General features: G+C 57.5%; 14 protein-coding genes. 7 read left to right on the forward strand and 7 right to left on the reverse strand.

Annotated features, from left to right (window positions below):
* The first annotated feature begins 9 nt into the window (after positions 1 to 9).
* Positions 10 to 3,450 carry an acyl-[ACP]--phospholipid O-acyltransferase gene (locus tag J2S31_RS08260; RefSeq protein ID WP_237098610.1) on the forward strand — a complete coding sequence of 1,147 codons (3,441 nt, stop codon included), beginning with the start codon at positions 10 to 12 and terminating at the stop codon, positions 3,448 to 3,450.
* A gap of 10 nt (positions 3,451 to 3,460) precedes the next feature.
* Here the strand turns inward: J2S31_RS08260 and J2S31_RS08265 are convergent, their stop codons facing one another.
* Together J2S31_RS08265 and J2S31_RS08270 are read right to left on the reverse strand one after the other, a co-directional pair.
* Positions 3,461 to 4,246 (reverse strand): ceramidase domain-containing protein, encoded by a 786-nt coding sequence (locus J2S31_RS08265; RefSeq protein WP_237098611.1) that lies wholly within the window; start codon positions 4,244 to 4,246, stop codon positions 3,461 to 3,463.
* Positions 4,236 to 5,000 (reverse strand): alpha/beta fold hydrolase, encoded by a 765-nt coding sequence (locus J2S31_RS08270; protein ID WP_237098612.1) that lies wholly within the window; start codon positions 4,998 to 5,000, stop codon positions 4,236 to 4,238. Before J2S31_RS08270 ends, J2S31_RS08265 begins: the two co-directional genes overlap by 11 nt.
* A gap of 68 nt (positions 5,001 to 5,068) precedes the next feature.
* On the opposite strand from J2S31_RS08270, the gene J2S31_RS08275 reads away from it, so the two are divergent.
* The 6 genes from J2S31_RS08275 to J2S31_RS08300 all read left to right on the forward strand — a co-directional run bounded on the left by J2S31_RS08275 (position 5,069) and on the right by J2S31_RS08300 (position 12,905).
* Positions 5,069 to 5,446 carry a VOC family protein gene (locus J2S31_RS08275; RefSeq protein ID WP_237098613.1) on the forward strand — a complete coding sequence of 126 codons (378 nt, stop codon included), beginning with the start codon at positions 5,069 to 5,071 and terminating at the stop codon, positions 5,444 to 5,446.
* Positions 5,447 to 5,486: 40 nt separating this feature from the next.
* On the forward strand, positions 5,487 to 5,996 hold the full coding sequence (moaC, locus tag J2S31_RS08280) for a cyclic pyranopterin monophosphate synthase MoaC (RefSeq protein ID WP_237098614.1): 510 nt from the start codon (positions 5,487 to 5,489) through the stop codon (positions 5,994 to 5,996).
* Positions 5,997 to 5,999: 3 nt separating this feature from the next.
* Positions 6,000 to 6,251, forward strand: a complete 252-nt coding sequence (locus tag J2S31_RS08285) for a MoaD/ThiS family protein (protein WP_237098615.1) — start codon at positions 6,000 to 6,002, stop codon at positions 6,249 to 6,251.
* A gap of 21 nt (positions 6,252 to 6,272) precedes the next feature.
* Entirely contained in the window at positions 6,273 to 6,710 is a 438-nt protein-coding gene (locus J2S31_RS08290; protein WP_237098616.1) for a molybdenum cofactor biosynthesis protein MoaE, read from the forward strand.
* 130 nt (positions 6,711 to 6,840) lie between these two features.
* On the forward strand, positions 6,841 to 9,513 hold the full coding sequence (locus tag J2S31_RS08295; RefSeq protein WP_237098617.1) for a PD-(D/E)XK nuclease family protein: 2,673 nt from the start codon (positions 6,841 to 6,843) through the stop codon (positions 9,511 to 9,513).
* Positions 9,510 to 12,905 (forward strand): UvrD-helicase domain-containing protein, encoded by a 3,396-nt coding sequence (locus tag J2S31_RS08300; protein ID WP_237098618.1) that lies wholly within the window; start codon positions 9,510 to 9,512, stop codon positions 12,903 to 12,905. The genes J2S31_RS08295 and J2S31_RS08300 overlap by 4 nt, the downstream gene beginning before the upstream one ends.
* A gap of 15 nt (positions 12,906 to 12,920) precedes the next feature.
* Here J2S31_RS08300 and clpB read toward each other — a convergent pair whose 3' ends face one another.
* The 5 genes from clpB to alaC form a co-directional block, all read right to left on the reverse strand.
* Positions 12,921 to 15,548 (reverse strand): ATP-dependent chaperone ClpB, encoded by a 2,628-nt coding sequence (gene clpB, locus J2S31_RS08305; protein WP_237098619.1) that lies wholly within the window; start codon positions 15,546 to 15,548, stop codon positions 12,921 to 12,923.
* Positions 15,549 to 15,668: 120 nt separating this feature from the next.
* Positions 15,669 to 16,622: a thioredoxin-disulfide reductase gene (gene trxB, locus J2S31_RS08310; RefSeq protein WP_237098620.1), complete on the reverse strand. Its 954-nt coding sequence runs from the start codon at positions 16,620 to 16,622 to the stop codon at positions 15,669 to 15,671.
* 122 nt (positions 16,623 to 16,744) lie between these two features.
* Entirely contained in the window at positions 16,745 to 18,124 is a 1,380-nt protein-coding gene (thrC, locus tag J2S31_RS08315; RefSeq protein WP_237098621.1) for a threonine synthase, read from the reverse strand.
* Positions 18,088 to 19,392, reverse strand: a complete 1,305-nt coding sequence (locus J2S31_RS08320; RefSeq protein ID WP_237098622.1) for a homoserine dehydrogenase — start codon at positions 19,390 to 19,392, stop codon at positions 18,088 to 18,090. Before J2S31_RS08320 ends, thrC begins: the two co-directional genes overlap by 37 nt.
* A 21-nt stretch (positions 19,393 to 19,413) precedes the next feature.
* A complete protein-coding gene (gene alaC, locus J2S31_RS08325) occupies positions 19,414 to 20,580 on the reverse strand; it encodes an alanine transaminase (protein WP_237098623.1) in 1,167 nt (388 codons plus the stop codon).
* Between the last annotated feature and the right edge of the window lie 37 nt (positions 20,581 to 20,617).

The raw sequence follows: 20,617 nt of genomic DNA on the forward strand, positions 1-20,617 counted from the left end.
CAGAACCGGATGCTTAAAAACCAACTCAACCTTCTCTGGACCCGGCGTTTTCTTCCCCTGTTCGTCACCCAGTTCCTGGGCGCTTTCAACGACAACCTGTTCAAGAACGCGCTGGTCATCCTCATTACCTACGTCGCCGCGGAAAAGGCCGGGCTGAATGCGCAGTTGATGATCACCGCCGCCGCGGGCATCTTCATCCTCCCCTTCTTTCTGTTTTCCGCCACGGCGGGTCAGCTTGCCGACAAGTATGAAAAATCGCGGCTGGTGCGGGTGATCAAGTTCGTCGAAATCCTGCTCATGGTCGGTGCAAGCTACGGATTCTACATGGAAAGCGTCAACCTGCTCATGACCATCCTGTTTCTCATGGGCACACAGTCGGCGTTCTTCGGTCCCATCAAATACGGCATCCTGCCGGAACTGCTGGTGGAAGACGAACTGATCGGCGGCAACGCCCTGATCGAAGCGGGCACCTTTGTCTCCATCCTCGTAGGTACCATCATCGGCGGCCTGTTGATCCTGCGCGACGGCGGGGTTTGGATGGTCTCCGGACTGGTGGTTCTGCTGGCCACCATCGGTTTTGCCGGTAGCCTGTATATCCCGAAACGTAAGGCCGCCGCGCCCAAGTTGAAAGTCGATTACAACTTCTTCCGCGAAACATGGAACATCGTCCGCTATTCCTATGGAAACCGCGACGTATTCCTTTCCATTCTGGGCATCTCATGGTTCTGGCTGATCGGCGCGACCTTTCTCGCCCAATTCCCAACTTACGGCAAAGACATTATCGGCGGCAACGAGGAACTGGTGACCCTGTTCCTCACCGTGTTCTCCGTCGGCATCGGCGTCGGTTCCCTGCTCTGCAACCGCCTGCTGAAAGGCGAGATCGTAGCCACCTACGTACCACTCGGCATGCTGGGCATGACGGTGTTCATCATCGACCTGTATTTCGCCAGCCAGAGCACGTTCATCTCCACCAAAACGGAACTCATTGGCGCCGGAGCATTTCTCGCGCACCTCTCCAGTTGGCGCATCCTGTTCGATATGTTCATGATCTCGCTGTGCGGCGGGCTCTACATCGTCCCCTTGTACGCCATTCTGCAATCCCGTTCGGAGATCACTCACCGCTCGCGCACCATCGCCAGCAACAACGTGCTGAACGCATTGTTCATGGTGGCCTCCGCAGTCGGCACGGCGGTCATGTTGCAGATGGGGTTCGACGTCACCCGCGTGTTTCTCGCGCTCGCCATTCTCAACGCCTTTGTCGCGCTTTACACCTGCCAGCTTCTCCCCGACGCCCTCGTCAAGTCGATCCTGATCTGGCTGTTTCACACGCTTTACAAAGTGGAAGTGAAGGGCTTTGAGCATTACAAAAAAGTATCGGACGGCAAGTTCATCATCATCGCCAATCACCTGTCGTTCCTCGACGCGGCGCTCATCGCCACCTACACGCCGGTGAAGCTGACCTTCGCCATCAACACCTACATCGCGCGGTCATGGATGGTGAGGCCGTTCCTGTTTCTGGTAGACACCTTCGCCATGGATCCGACCAACCCCATCGCCACGCGCGGCCTCATCGAAGCCATCCGCAACGGCGCCCGGGTGATGATCTTTCCGGAAGGCCGCATCACCGTCACGGGTTCGCTGATGAAGGTGTATGAAGGACCGGGCATGATCGCCGACAAATCCGGCGCACCCGTTCTTCCCGTGCGCATCGACGGCGCGCAGTACACACCCTTTTCGCGCCTGCGCGGGAAGGTGCCGATGCGGTGGTTTCCGAAGGTCACGCTCACGTTCCTGGAACCGCGCACGTTTCATGTTCCGGACGAAGTGAAAGGAAGGAAGCGACGCAAGCTCGCGGCCAGCCAGTTGTACACGCTGATGTCGGACATGCTGTTCGAAAGCAGTGATTCGCGCAAAACCCTGTTCGAAGCGGTGCTGGAAGCGCGCTGCACGCACGGCGGGAGCCACCTGGTGGCGGAGGACATCGAGCGCAAGCCCATCACCTACCGGCAGTTGATCATGCGCAGTTTCATCCTCGGCCGCCACATCGCCAAAAACACCGAACCCAGGGAATACGTCGGCGTGCTGTTGCCGAACGCCAACGGCGCGTTGATCACGTTTTTTGGATTGCAGGCGTTCGGGCGCATCCCGGCGATGCTCAACTTTTCCGTCGGCACCAAAAACTTGCTCGCCTCTTGCGAAGCGGCAAAGATAAAGACCGTGTACACCTCGCGCCTGTTCATCGAAAAGGGCAAACTGCACGATGTCACCGACGCACTCGAAAAAGCCAAGCTCAACATCGAGTACATGGAGGATCTGCGGAAAGAGATCGGGCTGATTGCAAAACTGCGTGGCTTCCTGTCCGACCTGTTTCCCCAGCGCGCCTACCGCAAGGCGTGCGGAGGCGATACTGATCCCGACAATCCCTGCGTGGTGCTGTTCACCTCCGGCTCCGAGGGCGTGCCCAAGGGCGTGGTGCTGACCCACGCCAACATCGTCTCCAACGTCAACCAACTGAACGCGCGCATCGATCTCGGTCCCACCGACATCGTGTTCAACGCGCTTCCGGTTTTCCACTCCTTTGGACTCACCGGCGGCACGCTTCTGCCCGCACTGTGTGGACTCAAAACCTTCTTTTATCCGTCGCCCCTGCACTACCGGCAGATTCCGGAACTCATCTACGACACCAACGCCACCATCATGTTCGGCACCGACACGTTCCTCGCCGGATATGCGCATTACGGACACCCTTACGACTTTTACAACCTGCGTTACATGTTCGCCGGAGCGGAAAAGCTGAAAGAAGAAACCCGCAAAGTGTGGGCGGAAAAATTCGGCATCCGTATCTTTGAAGGCTACGGCGCAACGGAAACCGCGCCGATCCTGTCCCTCAACACGCCCATGCTCAACAAGCCGGGCACCGTGGGATGCTTCCTGCCCGCCATCGAACACAAACTGGAAACCATTCCCGGCATCGAGGAAGGCGGACGGTTGTGGGTCACCGGACCCAACGTCATGGCAGGCTATCTGCGGCACACCAACCCGGGCGTGCTGGAGCCGCCGGAAGGCCGCTGGTACGACACCGGCGACATCGTGGACATCGACGAAGAAGGCTTCATCACCATCAAGGGCCGCGCAAAGCGTTTTGCCAAGATCGGCGGCGAGATGATTTCACTGACCGCCGTCGAATCGTACCTCTCCAACCTGTGGCCGGACCACAGCCATGCCGTGGTCGCGCTTCCCGACGAGAAAAAAGGTGAGCAAATGGTGCTGGTCACGACGAACAAGGACGCGGCGCGCGATGCCATCGTCCAGCACGTCAAGGCCAACGGGCTGGGCGAGCTCAGCATCCCGAAAAAAATCATGGTGGTCGATGAAGTGCCCCTGCTCGCCACAGGCAAGGTGGATTACGTCAAGACGCAGGAACTAATTCACCAGAACCACAGCGGATGAGCGAGGGCAGTCATCCCCCTTCCGTCCGCAGGCGACGTCTCGCATCCAGATAGCCGATCATGAAAAACAGGGCCGCTCCTGCAATGAGGTGTTTCAGAGTGTGCCCACTCACCATCCCCGCCGTGCCGCTGTAAACCCACGCGTCGAAGTGTTCGAACACCTTCGCCACCACGTACCACGCCAGCACTTTCACAAACGCGACCGATCCGCTGTAACGCGGAGGAAACAGGAAAAACAGGAGCGGAATGAGAATCATGGGCATGAATTGCACCAGAATGTAGGGACGCAGATCCCCCTGCCCCAGCGTTTCCGTGTGGTCCCAGTACAAGGCTGTGGCGATACCGAAGAACACCAGCGGGCCCAGCGCCGCCAGTCCCACACGCGGCCCCAGCCGGTCGGCCAGCACCACGACAAATACCGACATGAACACCACGGTCATCGGCAGGCGGTCCCACAACAGCGTGGCGTCACCGGGTGACCAATGATAGTACATGGACCCCAAGCCAATAAGCACCGTTCCGCCAAAAAGGATTGCGAACATCCACCGTTCCTGCGGCAGATAAAAACGATCCTGCCTTCCGGACACCCGCCCCAAAACCACGAGCCCGATCGCTCCAACAACCACAAACATCAGGTTGGAGGCGACGTTGCCGAAATTGGGGATCCCCAGAAGCGAATGCGTGTCGGCGAAGTTGTGGTAGTCCGGATCCTGCGCCAACGGTGGAAACGAAAACACCACCAGCACGCCGAACACCGTCACCGCCAACAGAATCCCCACCCTCGTTTTATGGCTCATGAGGACTTTCCCTGTAAAACTCCCCGTGTTCGAGAAAATGCAGAGCCTGCTCCATCACCTCTTCATTCCGCATGATGAATGTGTGCGTGGCGTGGACCACAATGTGATCCTTCATACCCGGAAGTTTCGTGCGCGGAATGGACACCTTGCCGTCGTCCGGCCCCGGGATGATGGAAGAAGACAACGGATCGATCGAGCGGTCTCCCGCGATCACTCCAACCTCGAAATCCACCTCCCCAAAGCGGTTGCGGTAGGCATCCTGCTGCGTGACCAGTTCCTGGCCCGCCGGACCGTACAGCCATTCGAACAGGAAATTATTCTTCCAGAAATCCGCCACCTCACTGCCGCCGTTGGGCGGAGCCAGCAGAACCACCCGTCCCATCTTTTCAGGACGGTGTTTGTGGATGAGCCCTCTCACGATCAACGCCCCCATCGAGTACCCCACGAAGTGCGTGGTGCAGTCCCGTGTCCACGAAGAGGCGATTATCTTTTCATTCACTCGTTCCACAAGGTCGTCGATGGCGTGGTCGGTGGACGGGTAATCGATGTTGATTGCGGCATACCCCCGCTTCTCCAGGTATTCCGCCAGCGGAGCCATGGAGGCGCTGGTACGGGCGATGCCGTGCAAAAGGATTACACACTTCCGATCTTCCGCCCATACCGGGTCCCGTTCCCCAGTCACCAGCGTCAGAGTCAGAATCCATATGCAGGTGGTGACCGGCCATTTAAATATGGCAAGGCCGTTGAATCTCACAGGGAAGACTCCTACTATAAGGAAAGACTGCAACCGGTTCCGTTTCCAGCTTTCAAGAGAAATCCGCTTTGGACCATCCCCTGACCCATAAAATCGCGTTCGTCCACTACGGCACCTTGGACCTCGACCGGGCCGTGGCATTTTATCAGAACGTGCTCGGCCTGAAACTGATGTTCAAGGTGGACGCCTGGGCGGAGTTCGACCTCGACGGCCAGCGCCTGGCTCTCCGCCGTGTGGATCGCTTGGAGGCGGAAGCGCACGCCGGAGCAATGGTGCACCTCGAAGCCCGGCCCATCGAACTTGTGGTCGAGGTGTTGAAAAACAAGGGGGTTGCCTTTATCCACGAAACCGAGGAGTTCCCCTACGGCAAGCTGGCCACGTTTCTCGATCCGGACGGCAACCGGATTGGTCTGTACCAGCCTCCTGATGAAAAAAATCCGGCGTGACTGGTTAAAGTTCAACGGGTTTTATTGTAAGATACAGAATATGAACAATCCGCTGACGCATTTCAACGAAGAAGGCCGCGCCCGCATGGTGGACGTGTCCGAAAAACAGGTCACCGAGCGCGTCGCCACCGCCCAGGGCACCGTGTTCATGCGGCCGGAGACCCTGCGCCTCATTCAGGAAGGCCGAATCAAAAAGGGTGACGTGCTGGCCGTGGCTCAGGTGGCGGGCATTCAGGGCGCGAAAAAGACCTCCGACGTCATCCCCATGTGCCATCCGCTCATGCTGAACGGCGTGGACATCCAGTTTCGGGAACAGCCGGAGCCGGACGCCAACGGATTGTGCTCCATCCACATCACGGCCACCGTGAAAGTCAGCGGTAAAACCGGAGTGGAAATGGAAGCACTGACCGCCGTATCCATGGCCGCACTCACCATCTACGATATGTGCAAGGCGGTGGATCGCGACATGTTTTTCAACGAAATCGGGTTGACCTACAAGGCTGGCGGCAAGTCCGGCACCTTCACCCGCGAACAGGTTTCGGAGGCGTAAGGCATGGTAACCGTAAAATATTTTGCCAACCTCAGGCAGATGGCGGGAAAGGAAGAAGACCGGTTCGAGCTGGAAGGGGAAACCACCCTCGAAAACCTTACGCACATGATCGGCAAAACCCTGCCGCAGATCGGCGAGATGGTGCGTCAGAAAAGAATCATGATCTCTATCAACTACGACGTGGTGCCTCTGGACACGGTAGTGAAGGACGGCGACGAGATCGCACTCCTTCCGCCCTTTTCCGGCGGCCTGTGACCTTTTGGTGAGGAACGTTTCATGAGCACGGCAACGGAATCCAAAGTCCGCATTCAGAAAGAAGATTTCAACATCCACGAGGAAATCGAAATGATGAAGAAGGTGTCGCGCAACATCGGCGGCATCACCACCTTTCTGGGCACGGGCCGGGAGTTGAACAAGGGCGAAAACATCACCGAACTCAATTTCGAGCATTACCCACAGATGGCGGAAAAGAAACTGGCTGAGATCCGCGAAAAAGCCATTGAGGATTTCGGCATCATCGACATGAGCATCATCCACCGCATCGGCCACATTGACATCGGTGAGAATATCGTGCTCATCATCGCCTGCGGCGAACACCGCCAGGAAACATTCAAGGCCTGCGAGTGGGCGATCGCGGAGCTCAAGCGCACCACACCCATCTGGAAACGCGAGACCACCTCCAAAGGCGAGGTCTGGGTTCAGGCCACACCGTAGAGCCGCCTGCAACTTGCAAGCGAGACGGATCGGCTCCTTTCGGATACGCATACACGGTTTTTGCATCGTTCACCGGGCGGCCATTCTTTCGTCCGTTTTTTCTATACCTCTTAAATAAACCCAACTGCCGATGCCTGCGCCTGTGGACACCTCCACGCTCGTCCTCACCGTCAATGTCCGGCTCGCCCGCTGGCTGTCGCTTCAGCACAACCGCCGGCAGGCCACTTCCCTCAAAGTCTGGGAAACGCCCGACATCGTTCCCTTCGACGCATGGCTGAAGGAGGCATGGGTCTCTTCCTGGCCGCGCCAGCATGTGCTTTCCCCCCTGCAATCGAGAAAACTGTGGGAACGCATCATCCACGAAGATGCGGCAACTTCCCGCCTCGATCTTCTGCACTTGCAGGGCGCGGCGAATGAAGCGGCGGAAGCGTTCGCCCTGCTCCAGCAATACGAAGTAGCGGACAGTCCGGACCATTACGCATTGTCCGAAGAAGCCACCGCGTTCCATCGCTGGATGATGCAGTACCGCGATCGGTTGAAACGATGGAGTGCACTGGACCCTTCGCAAGTTTTGCGTGTCGTGCAGAATGCCATGCAGGCGAGAGACATCCCCATCCCTCCCGCCATCGTCTTTGCCGGTTTCGATGAGCTCACCCCGCAACTGCAGCGCTTCATCGATTTTCTGAAGGGCAACGGCGTCTCCATATCATGGTATCCGCAGGAACCCGCCTCGACCTCAGCCGCACCGCCTGACAACATCCCCGAACCACAGGGAAACATCCGCAAATATCCCGATCCGCAGACGGAAGTCATTCAATGCGCGCGCTGGGTGAGGTCGGTCATGCAACCGGAAAAAACCGTGGGTATCGTCGTCACTCAGATGGAAGACTACCGCGAACTGCTGGTGCGGGAGTTGAGAGCGGAACTGGCTCCGGAATCGGTTTATTGCTGGCAGGGTCAGGAAGCTCCGTTCAATATTTCCCTGGGCGCGTCTCTGATTCACGAGCACATGGTGGATTTGGCCCTGCAACTGCTCACCTGTTCAGGCAATACGTTTGCAACGTTATTGGTCTCGCGGATTCTGCGTTCCCCCTATTTTGCAAACTGGAAGGAGGAGCATTCCGAGCGCCTGCAAATGGATCTCATCCTTCGCCGGAAATACCCCGCCCGCGTGACGTTGAACCAGCTACTGAAACCGGGAAAATGGCCATCCTGCGAGGGGATTTCATCATTCCTCAATAAATGGAAAAACTGGTTGGAAACAAAAGGCACGCGCCGCCCTGGGGAATGGGGCCAGGTGATCGCCCGGTTGTTGCACGAAATGGACTGGCCACGCGGTGGAAGAAAACTTTCCAGCCGCGAATTTCAGGTGCACGATGCATGGAATGAATGTCTGGATGAACTGGCTACGCTCGATGGCGTGTTGGGCAACATCGACCGTGCCAGGGTCATGACCACGCTGACGCACATCGTGCGTGACAAAGTGTTTCAACCCAAAACGCGGGAAGAGCCGATCCAGGTGGTGGGCCTGCTGGAGGCGGCGGGGATGCAGTTCGACCACCTCTGGATTCTCGGATGCCACGCAGATGCCCTGCCCGCCGCCAACGATCCCAATCCTTTTTTGCCGTTCACCCTTCAGCGCCAATACCATCTGCCTCACTGCACTCCGAACCGTACCCTTCGTTTTTACGAAACCGTGCTGGCGCGGGTGTTCCGCTCTTCACCCGAGATTCAAATCAGTTACCCGGCTTTGATTGAGGACCGGGAGCGCCTGCGCAGTCCCCTGCTTTCACCGTTGGATGAATCGGAGCCGTCGCAAATCGAATATCCTTCGCACCGTCTCATCGATCGTTTTCAGGAGCACAGCATTCTGGAAGAGATGGAAGATCGTTCCCGCATTCAGGTTGAACCCGAAGAGTTGCAAATACTGAGGGGGGGCCATGCCGTCCTCAAGCATCAGGCGGAATGCCCCTTCCGTGCATTCGCCCTGCACCGCCTGAAAATAAGGGGCCTCCAGCCTGCGGAGATTGAAATGGATGCCCTGGCGCGCGGCAACATGGTGCACGCCATTCTGGAAGGCTTCTGGAAGGAGGTCAAAACCAAACAGAGGCTCGCTCAATTGACCGCCAATGGAAAGTTACCGGACACCATACAAACCCATGTCGATACCGTTCTGTCAGCCAACCGGGGCTTGTTTTTCGGTCAGGATGAATTCAGAAAACTGGAGAGCCAACGCCTTTACAGCCTCGTCAATGAATGGCTGTCTCTGGAACAGGAGCGGGAGGACTTTGAAGTCCTCGACACGGAAGCACCCGTTGAGTATTCGTTGGATCGCCTTCATCTGCGCCTCAAGATCGACCGGGTGGACCGCACGGGGGAGTCCAATATGGTTTTAATCGACTATAAGACGGGACGAAATTTTCCTCCTGCAGGTTGGCACGATGAACGGATTCGGGAACCGCAACTGCCGCTTTACTGCCTGGCGCATCCCTCGGACGCCATCCTGTTTGCGCGCGTGGCCAAAGGGCAATGTGGCTTCAAAGGTTTGGGACGCGACTCCCTCAATTTGCCGGGAATCAAAAACAAAAATGCAGACAAGGGGGGCTTTGAGAATTGGGAGCAGGCGGTCGATTTTTGGAAATCCAGGTTGTCTGCCATCGCCGGAAATTTTTTACAGGGATCACTGGAGGTCGATCCCCTGGAAAAACAGAGCCCGTGCAACCGGTGTGAACTGCCCACGTTGTGCCGCAAAGCGGAACTGCTTCAGCAGGCAGTGGAAGAAGACGAAGAGGTGTCCTCATGAACACTCCCATCCACGACCAGCATCAGCGCGATCTGGCGCTCGATGCCACCCGCTCGTTCATCGTGCAGGCACCAGCGGGATCGGGCAAAACGGAGTTGTTGATCCAGCGCCTGCTCCTCCTCCTAGCGCAGGTGGACAAGCCGGAACACATTCTCGCCATGACCTTCACCCGCAAGGCGGCGGGGGAAATGCAGACGCGCATTCTGAAAGCGCTCACCGAGGCCGCCAACCATCCCCCGCCCGATTCCCCGCACAGCCTGAAGACCTACAACCTGGCGGAAAAGGTGCTGGAGCAGGACAGACATCATGGCTGGAATCTTTTGAACAACCCAACCCGCCTGAAGGTACAGACCATCGATTCCTTCTGCATGTCCCTGATCCGCCAGACGCCGGTGCTCTCCGGCATCGGCTCGCTTCTCGGCATCGAGGAAAACGCAGGGGAACTCTACCGCAAAACCGCGCGGCGCATGCTGGCGCGGGTGGAGGAGACCTCTCCGGCCGGCGACGCGGTGAGATGCCTTTTGATGCGGCTCGACAACGACAAAAGTAAGTTCCTCGAGAGGATGGTGCAACTGCTCGAAAAACGCGACCGCTGGATGCTGACTTTCTTTTCAGCCGATCTCGACACCCCATCCCCTTCGGAAAGCCGGGAAATGCAGGAACGCGCCCTGTCCGATCTCATCGAGGTTCGCCTTGATGAAGCATGCCGCCACTTTGGTGAATCTCTGAAATCCCGGTTGCTTCCCCTGCTCCGTTATGCGGGAAGCAATCTCCACAACACCGATCCGAAAAACCCATTGGCGGTATTAAAAGACATGGCCCGGTTTCCAGAACCCCTGGCCCCGCACCTTCCATTGTGGCAGGCAATTGCCAAAATGCTGATCACAGCTCAGGGCGGCATCCGAAAAAAAATGGATAAGAACTCCGGTTTCCCCGCCAAGACCGATGGAGGCGACCCCACTCTAAAGGAAGAATTTCAATCCATTCTGGAATCCATGCGGGAGGACACAGCCATCGCTCAGGCCTTGTCCAATGTCTCCTCCTTGCCAAACCCCCGTTTCGAGGACGATGAATGGGAATTTCTGAATTCCATGTTCCTGTTGCTTCCCGAAATCGAAAAGGCCCTGAGGGCGGTCTTCATTGAAACCGGGAACACGGATTACTCCGAGTTGTCATTGTCGGCGTTGAAGTCGCTTGGAAAACCCCTCAGCCCCTCCGACCTGTTGCTGAAGTACGACCTCAAACTCCAGCACATCCTTGTCGATGAGTTTCAGGACACCTCTTACAAGCAATACCAACTGCTCTCCCTGTTGACGGAAGGCTGGACACCGGGCGACGGCCGCACGCTGTTCATCGTCGGCGACCCCATGCAGTCCATTTACCGGTTCCGCGACGCCGAGGTTTCTTTTTTCAACAAGGTGAAAGAAAGCGGCATCGGTCCCGTACAATTGGAATCCTTGCAATTGAGCTCCAACTTTCGTTCACAGGCCCACCTCGTTCAATGGGTCAACGCTTGTTTCCAAAACCTGGATGCACCGGGAGCATCCCCGGCAAGCATTGATCTGGAAGGCGCCATCGCCTACACCTCATCCCACGCGGAAAAAGAAGCCGGGGTGGCAATGCCGGTGGTTTGCCATCCATTCCTGAAATCACAGGCGGGACAGGAAGCCGCTCAGGTGGTGGACACCATCCGCAAACTGCAACGCGATCATCCGGCCGCCTCCATCGCCATCCTCGTGCGGTCGCGCACCCACCTGGAATCGCTGGTGCCGCATTTGCAGGAAGCCAGAATTCCCTTGCGCGCCGAAGACATCGACAAAATCACCGCGCGCCCGGCGGTATTGGATTTGTGGTCGCTCATGCGCGCCCTGCTCGATCCTCATGACCGCATCGCCTGGCTGTCCATCCTCCGTGCTCCCTTCTGCGGGTTGTTGCTGGAAGACATTCACCGGCTGTGCCATCTGGATGCCGACACACCGGCTTGGGAATTGATGAACGATCCGGAACGGCAACGCGCGTTGACTACTGACGGCCAGTCCCGCCTCACCCGAATCATCGACAAGCTGGCTCCCATTCTCGATGCCTTGCCGGGTGAAAACTTTCGCGACCTGCTGGAAGGATGCTGGATTCACTTGGGAGGACCAGCTTGCGTCGATCGCAGTCAGTGGCAGGACATCGATGTATTTTTCGAGGAGGTGGCAAAAACCGTCCGCTCCGGCAACACTGACAACCTGTATCGGTTTGAACGCGTGCTGGACCGGCTTTACGCACGCCCACCCGTCGTTGGAGGCAACCCGGTGCAGATCCTCACCATGCACAAAGCAAAGGGGTTGGAATTCGATTTCGTTTTATTGCCGGGATTGGGGAAAGGAACTGGAAAAAATGAAAAGCAATTGATCTTCTGGCTGACTCATGGGAATCAGATGCTGTTCGCTCCAATTGAAGAAACCGGAGCCGGCGATTCGGACATCTACCGCTTCCTGAATGAGATCAACAAGGTCCGGGACTTCCACGAAATCCGCCGCCTGCTCTATGTTTCCGTCACGCGGGCAAAACAGCAGGTTCACCTGTTCGGTCATGTCACTGAAGACGGCGAGGGAAGTATCAAGAACCCGGCCAGCGGGTCCATGCTCGGTCACCTCTGGCCTTTTTTGCAAACAGAGTGGGAACAACAATTGCGCGAACCCGGTTCGGGACAGGCAGAATACCAACCGAAGCCGAAGGCATTGCGACTGCAACGGCTGGCAAATGGGTTTCAGCCCCCCGCGCCGCCGCCCGACATTCAAACCGGAAGACCGCTCGATATCCGCGAAGAACGTGAAGACCGGCCGCCTTACTTCTGGGCTGGAAACGAGGCACGGTTTCTGGGCAATGTCCTGCACCGATGCTTCAAGGACATCGCCGATCAGGGGTTGGAAGCCTGGGATGCCAAAAAGCCGGAGTCCATGAAACCGGCGTTCAAGGCGGCGTTGTTGAACGAAGGCCTGACCTTCGACCGCGCAGACGCCGCAGCGGAAAAAGGCGTGCGGGCTCTTCAGAACATATTGGGGGATGAGAAAGCGGGGCGCTGGATTTTATCCGCGCATGAAGACGCAGAGAGCGAATTTGCCCTCACCTTCGCCAAGGATACGGTTTTCTCCAACCGCATCCTCGACCGGACATTTGTGGATGAGAACGGAGTGCGCTGGATCATCGACTACAAAACCGGCGAACACGAGGGCGGTGACGTGGAGGGATTCTTTTCGCAGGAACAAAAACGTTATGCGCCGCAGTTGCAGGCCTACGCGGAAATACTGCGCGTGCGCGGGGAAACCCGGCCAATCAAGCTCGCCCTGTATTATCCCCTGCACCGCCGTTTGGTGGAAGTCCCCGACTCAAACGGCGGTGTTTGAGTTTCTACAAGTCGATCAGGCTTTGCGGAACACCAACGCGTCGTTTTCCTTTTCGACATGGATGGTGTCGCCTTCCTGAATTTTCTCGTCGAGCAACTCCAGCGACAGCGGGTCCTGTACGAACTTCTGAATGACCCGCTTGAGCGGGCGTGCACCGAAGACCGGATCGTAACCCTTCTCTGCAAGCCACGCCTTGGCCTCGTCGCTCAATTCGAGAGACATGTTGCGGTCTGCAAGACGCTTGCGCAGGTCCTCGACCTGAATCTCGACAATCTCCTTGATCTGTTCGCGGCTGAGGTTGCGGAAGATCACGATGTCGTCGATGCGGTTCAGAAATTCCGGGCGGAAATGCTGGCGCAACTCCTGCCGCACGGCTTCCTGAACATTCTCGTATTCGCGATCCCAGTCGGCCTTCCCGGCCTTTTCAAGCTGACCCATCTGCATGCCCGCTTCCTGGATCATCTTGCCCGCGATGTTGGACGTCATGAGCACAACGGTGTTTTTGAAATCCACCGTCTTGCCGTGTCCGTCGGTCAGGCGTCCTTCATCCAGAATCTGAAGGAAAAGGTTGAACACATCCGGATGCGCTTTTTCGATTTCGTCAAACAGCACCACCGAGTACGGGCGGCGGCGGACGTGCTCCGTCAGGTATCCGCCTTCCTCATAACCGACATAACCCGGAGGTGCGCCGATGAGCCGCGCGGTCGAATGCTTTTCCATGTACTCGGACATATCGACGCGGATCATCGCCTGCTCGTCATCGAACAGAAACTCCGCCAACGTCCGCGCCAGCTGCGTCTTGCCCACACCCGTTGGACCGAGGAACAGGAACGTACCGATTGGGCGGTTCGGGTCCTGAATGCCGGAACGACTGCGGCGGATGGCGTTCGATACGGCGGTGACCGCCTCGTCCTGTCCCACCACCTTGCGGTGCAATTGCGATTCCATGGCCAGCAGGCGTTTCTTTTCCGACTGCATCATCTTCTCGACGGGCACACCGGTCCAGCGTGAAACGATGCTCGCAATCTCTTCCTCGCCCACTTCTTCGTTCAGTATTTTCTTTTCGGTCTGCACATTCGAGAGATGCGTCTCCAGATCCTGCATTTCCTTTTCAAGGCGCGGCAGGGTGCCGTACTTCAGCTCCGCCGCCTGGCCCAACCGCCCTTCCCGCTCGGCCATTTCACACTCGCGCCGGGCCTGCTCGATCTTCTCTTTCAATTCGCGTTTTTCGGCGATGACTTTCTTCTCGCTTTCCCACTGCTGTTTCATTGCCTCGCACGCTTCGCCCAGCTTTCCGATTTCCTTTTCGATTTTCTGCAGGCGGTCCTTCGATTGCGCATCCGACTCCTTTTTCAACGCCTCGCGCTCGATTTCCAACTGCATGATCTTGCGCTGATACTCGTCGATCTCCGCGGGGAGTGAATCGATCTGCATGCGCAGGCTGGACGCCGCTTCGTCGATCAAGTCGATCGCCTTGTCCGGCAGGAAGCGGTCCGAGATGTAGCGGTGCGACAACCGCGCCGCCGCAAGGATCGCCGCGTCCTGGATGCGCACACCATGGTGCACTTCGTATTTTTCCTTGAGGCCGCGCAGGATGGAGATGGTGTCCTCCACCGACGGTTCCCCCACCATGACGGGTTGGAACCGGCGTTCCAGCGCCGCGTCTTTTTCGACATATTTACGGTATTCACGCAGGGTGGTGGCGCCAACACAGTGCAGTTCACCCCTCGCCAGCGCGGGTTTCAGCATGTTGGAGGCGTCCATCGACCCTTCCGCCGAGCCCGCGCCGATGAGCGTGTGCAACTCGTCGATGAACAAAATGATCTCGCCTTCGCTGCTGTTGATTTCCTTCAGCACCGCCTTCAGGCGGTCTTCAAATTCACCGCGGTACTTGGTCCCCGCCACCAGCGCGGCAAGGTCGAGGGCGATGATGCGTTTTTCCTTGAGACCTTCCGGCACGTCGCCATGAAAAATGCGCTGGGCCAGTCCTTCCACAATGGCGGTCTTGCCCACGCCCGGTTCGCCGATCAATACTGGATTGTTCTTCGTGCGGCGCGACAGCACCTGCACCACGCGGCGGATCTCCGCATCGCGGCCAATCACCGGATCGAGCTTTCCGGAACTGGCTTTCTGCGTCAAGTCGATACAGTACTTTTCCAGCACCTGGTATTTGGCTTCGGGATTCTGGTCGGTCACGCGCTGCGAACCGCGCAATGTGGTGAGGGCCTGCAGGAGATCGTCGCGTTTGATGCCGTGCGATTTGAACAGCTTGCCCGCGCGGGTTTTGGTGTCGCCCGCCACTGCAAGCAGGACGTGTTCCGCGTTCAGAAACTCGTCCTTGATCTGCCGCGCTTCCTCGAACGCCTTGTCGAGGATGCTTTTGAGATCGGATGAAAGATAGACCTGCCCTCCAGCGCCTTCCACCCGGGGGTACTTTTTAATCTGTTCTTCGAGCTCGGAAAGCAGACGGGCTTTGTCGGCTCCGACCTTGCCGATCAGGACAGGTGCGATGCCTTCGGCATCCTTCAACAGAGGCACAAGCAGGTGTTCGCATTCAATGGCCTGCTGGCGCGCTTCTTCGCACAGAGACTGTGCCTCCATCACGGCATTCTGCAATTTAATGGTCATCTTGTCGAAACGCATCTTCAATCTCCTTACGCTAAAAGGATGCTGAGATTTTAATAAGATGCGCGACCGGTGGGGTCAAGGCAGGGAAGAGTGGATTTTAAACCTGCTGAAAATGGGAACGAATATCAGGAAGGATCAGGCAAGGCCTTTTTCGCCCAGCCAGCGCTCGGCCTCCAGTGCGGCGGCACACCCGGCCCCGGCGGCAGTGACGGCCTGCCGGTACTTGTGGTCGTGCACGTCTCCGGCGGCAAACACACCCTCAACGCTGGTTTCCTGAGTACCGGGTTTGATCTTGATATAACCGGTGTCGTCGAGGTCGATCTGGCCCTTGAAGGGCTGGGTGTTCGGGGTGTGGCCGATGGCGTAGAAGATGCCTGCAACTTCGATGTCGCGCGTTTCGTTGGTTTTGACGTTGCGCACGCGCGCGCCGGTGACGTACTGGTCGCCAATGGCGTCTTCCAGTACCGTGTCCCAAACCATTTCGATTTTTTCATTTTTGAGGGCGCGTTCCTGCATGATCTTGGAGGCACGCAACTCGTCGCGGCGATGCACCAGGTACACGACGGTGCCGAACTTGGTGAGGTAGGTCGCCTCTTCCACCGCCGTGTCGCCACCGCCGATGACCATGAGCGGCTGATTGCGAAAAAACGGCAGAGCGCCGTCGCACACCGCGCAGGCGGACATGCCCTGGTTCCACAGCTTCCCCTCGTTGGGCACGCCCATGCGTTTCGCCGTGGCGCCGGTGGAGATGATGACGGAGTGCGCGTGCACCTCCGTCTTGTCGCCCTTGATGCGGAACGGACGTTTGGAGAAATCCACTTCATGCACGTCCTCCTGCACCATCTGCGTGCCGAAGCGTTCGGATTGGCGGCGGAACAACTGCATCAACTCCGGTCCGTTGATGCCGTCAGGAAAGCCGGGATAATTTTCGACGTCGGTCGTGGTGGTCAACTGGCCGCCTGCGGAGCCGCCAACCACATAGCCTTCATACATGAACGGTTCGAGGTTGGCCCGCGCGGCATAAATGGCCGCAGTGTGGCCCGCCGGACCCGACCCGATGATTGCTACCTTCTTCACATCCTCCGCCATGTTTTTATCCTTTCTAACATTGCCGGGAGCGGCAGAACCTGCGTGAACGCCCCCGGTGATGAAGCATTACTTGTTCGATGAGTCCGTCCGGAATAGATTCGCTGTCCGTCACGGAAGTTCGGTCAGACCGTCAGGTTGCCGTTCAACGCCTCGTTGATGGTCTGCCGGATGCGGGTCTCGTCGGCCGGAAGCTCATATGGTTTGAACAGGCACTCCGGCTCGACGCCGCGCAGGGTATTGGAATGGTATTTAACCAGAAAATCGGTGAACTTCAACCCGTTGGCAGTGGAAATGACGACCACCCGATCATTCTTTTTGATCTCGCCGCGCTTGAGCAGTTTTTCCATGACGGCCAGAGCCACGCCGGTATGCGGGCAACACAAAAGACCCGTCTTGTTGGCGCGACCGGCGGCATTTGCCAGTTCGTTTTCCGTTGCCTCTTCGACGATGCCGTCGAATTTCTGCAGAGCGCGGATGGCTTTCTTCACGCTGACCGGAGCGCCGATCTGAATGGCACTGGCCAAGGTCTTGCGGGCCTGAATGGATTTGAAGGATTTGAATCCGCGTTTGAAACTGCGCACCAGCGGGTTGGCGCGTTCCGCCTGCGCACACACCAGCCGCGGCAGTTTGTTGATGATGCCCAGTTCGTACATCATCTCGTACCCTTTGCCGATGGCGCTGACGTTGCCCAGGTTGCCTCCGGGGACAATGATGAAGTCCGGCACCTCCTGATCGAACTGCTGGGTCAACTCAAAGCTGATGGTCTTCTGCCCTTCCAGCCGGAGCGAGTTCATCGAATTGGCAAGGTAAATCTCCTTTTCCTGGCAGATGCTTTTGACGATCCTCATGCACCCGTCGAAATCCGTATCCAATGAAAATGTCATCACCCCATGCGTGATGGGCTGGATGAGCTGGGTCATGGAAATCTTGTTGCGCGGCAGGAACACGATGGCCGGAATGCCGGCGACGGCGCAATAGGCGGCGAGCGACGCGGAGGTGTCTCCGGTGGAGGCGCAGGCAACGGCTTTGATGTCCTTTCCCTCGGTCCGCATCTGCTTGACCATGGACACCAGCACAGTCATGCCCAGGTCCTTGAACGAACCGGAATGCGCCATGCCGCACTGTTTGACCCACAATTCTTCGAGGCCAAGCTGTTTGCCCAACCGTTCGGCCCAGAACAGGTTGCTTCCACCTTCGTAGGTGGAGACGATGTTGTCGTTGTCCACGTTGGGGCAGACCAGTTCCTTCTTGCCCCACACGGAACTGCCGTACGGCCAGTCGTGACGGCGGTAGCGTTCGTCGAACAGGCTTTTCCATTCTGCGGCCGAACGCTTTTTCAGCCGCTCCATATCGTGCGTGACTTCCAACAGGTCGCCGCAATGCGGGCAGTTGTAAATCACTTCATTCAATTCGTACCGGCCGGAACAGCCATTGATGCACTGAAACCAGGCGTCGAATTCGAGAGCTACCTCTCCACTCTTATGAGAACCGTTTTCTCGCATACCACGTCCAATTGTTCGATTTCTTTTAAAGCCTGTTGAATGTTTTTCTCTTTCGCCTGGTGCGTCATCATGACGAGGGGAACGCCCTTCCCGTCCATATCCCGTCCCCGCTGGATCATGGACTCGATGCTGATGTCGTGCCGCCCAAGAATACCAGAAATTTTGGACAATACACCCGGTTTGTCCTGCACGAGGAAGCGTAAAAAGTACTCCCCCTCGATTTCATGGGTGGGTTTGAGGGGAATTTTCTTCAGGCTGTGGCTCTGGAACGATTGGGCCGGCACCCGCCCGGAGGCCCCAGAGAGGATATTGCGGGCAATTTCCACGATGTCTCCCACCACCGCACTGCCCGTCGGCAGGGACCCGGCGCCGTGGCCCACCAGCACATTTTCCTCCATCAGATCGTCGCGGACCATGATGGCGTTCAGCACGCCGTTGACATTCGCCATCGGTTTGGATTCCGGAATCATCGCCGGATGCACGCGGATATCCAGCTCCTTGCCGTCGAACTTGGCGACCGCCAGGAGTTTGATGCGGAAACCGAACTCGCGGGCGCACTTGATATCAACCGGGGTGATTCTGCTGATGCCCTGGATGTAGATTTTTTCAAAATCAACCGAAGTGCCGAACGACAGGCGGCTCAGGATGGCAATCTTGTGGGCAGAATCGATGCCCTCGACATCGAAGGTCGGGTCGGCTTCGGCGAATCCTTTTTCCTGTGCTTCCTTCAACACCAGCTCGAATTCGAGGTCCTCATCCGACATCTTGCTGAGAATGTAGTTGGCGGTGCCGTTGACGATGCCCTCGATGGCCTCGATGCGGTTGGCGACGAAAGCCTCGCGGATGGAACGGATGATGGGAATGGCCCCGCCGACAGCGGCCTCGAAACCGAGGTTCACCTTGTGCTTTTCCGCGGCGGCGAACAACTCGTCTCCGTGTTTCGCAAGCAGGGCCTTGTTGGCGGTGACCACGTGCTTGCCGTGCTCGAAGGCTTTCAGGATGAGGTCGCGGGCTGGCTCGTAGCCGCCGATCAGTTCGACCACCACATCGACGTCCGGGTGATTGACCACATCGTAAGCGTTGGTGGTGAGGATCTTTTGATCCACTTCCACACCACGCGGGGTTGTGATGTCGAGATCGGCGATGCATGCCACTTCCACCGCCGTGCCCAGACGGTCCACAATGTTCTGCCGGTTTTTTTGCAGGATGCGCACCACGCCAGCGCCGATGGTGCCGAATCCGATCAATCCGATTTTTACAGGTTTCATAAAGGAACGAAGTAGGATGAGTTAGAAAATTTCGCGAATGCCCCGCACGGCCTGGCGGATGCGGTGCTCGTTTTCGACAAGAGAAAAGCGGACGTAATGATCCCCACCGTCGCCGAATCCGATCCCCGGCGACACCGCCACCTTGGCTTTTTCGAGGAGCAGTTTGGAAAATTCGAGCGATCCCATATGCTTGAGCTGGTCGGGGATTTCCGCCCAGACGAACATGGTGGCCTTCGGCGGCTCCACCGCCCAGCCGATGCGGTTGAGGCCGGCGCACAACACGTCGCGCCGCACTTTATACATCTCCCGGATTTCATCCACGCAGTCGCGGGGTCCGTTGAGTGCAATGATGGACGCGATCTGGATCGGCTGGAACATGCCGTAGTCCTGGTAACTCTTGATCCGGGCCAGCGCGTGGATGATCTCACGGTTGCCGACCATGAAGCCCACCCGCCAGCCGGGCATGTTGTAGCTTTTCGACAGCGTGAAGCACTCCACGCCGACGTCCTTCGCACCCGGTACCTGGAGCAGGCTGGGCGCGCGGTATCCGTCGAACACGAGGTCGGCGTAAGCATAATCGTGGATCACGATCAGATCGTGCTCGCGGGCAAAGTCCACCACCTTGACGAAGAAGTCGAGATCCACCACCTGCGTCGTCGGGTTGTGCGGGAAGTTGATGATGAGCGCTTTCGGCCGCGGCCAGGTCTGTTTGTATGCCTTCAGCAGGGCTTCGAAAAAGTCGATGTCCTTTTGCAAAGGTACGGAGGTGATATCCGCATTCGCCAGGATGAAAGCGTAGGTGTGGATCGGGTACGTCGGCGTCGGCACCAGCACGCTGTCGCCCGGACCGGTGATGGCCATGGCCAATGACGAAATGCCTTCTTTCGAGCCGATGGTGGCGATGGCCTCGGTCTCCGGATCGACGTACACCCCGTGCTCACGCTGATACCAGTCCGCAATCGCCTGGCGCAGTTTGGGAATACCGCGCGAAAGCGAATAGCGGTGGTTCTGCGGCTTCTGGATGGCTTCGATCAGCTTGTCCACGATGTGCTTGGGCGTAGCCTGGTCGGGATTGCCCATGCCAAAATCGATGATGTCCTCACCACGGCGGCGAGCCTGCAGTTTCAACTCGCCTACGATGTTGAACACATAGGGAGGCAAACGCTGAATGCGGGGAAATTCATTCATACTTCAAGGTCTAATTAATTTATCAGATGTTATAAAA

Origin of the sequence: Nitrospina gracilis Nb-211, assembly GCF_021845525.1 — a bacterium.
Lineage (GTDB): Bacteria > Nitrospinota > Nitrospinia > Nitrospinales > Nitrospinaceae > Nitrospina > Nitrospina gracilis_A.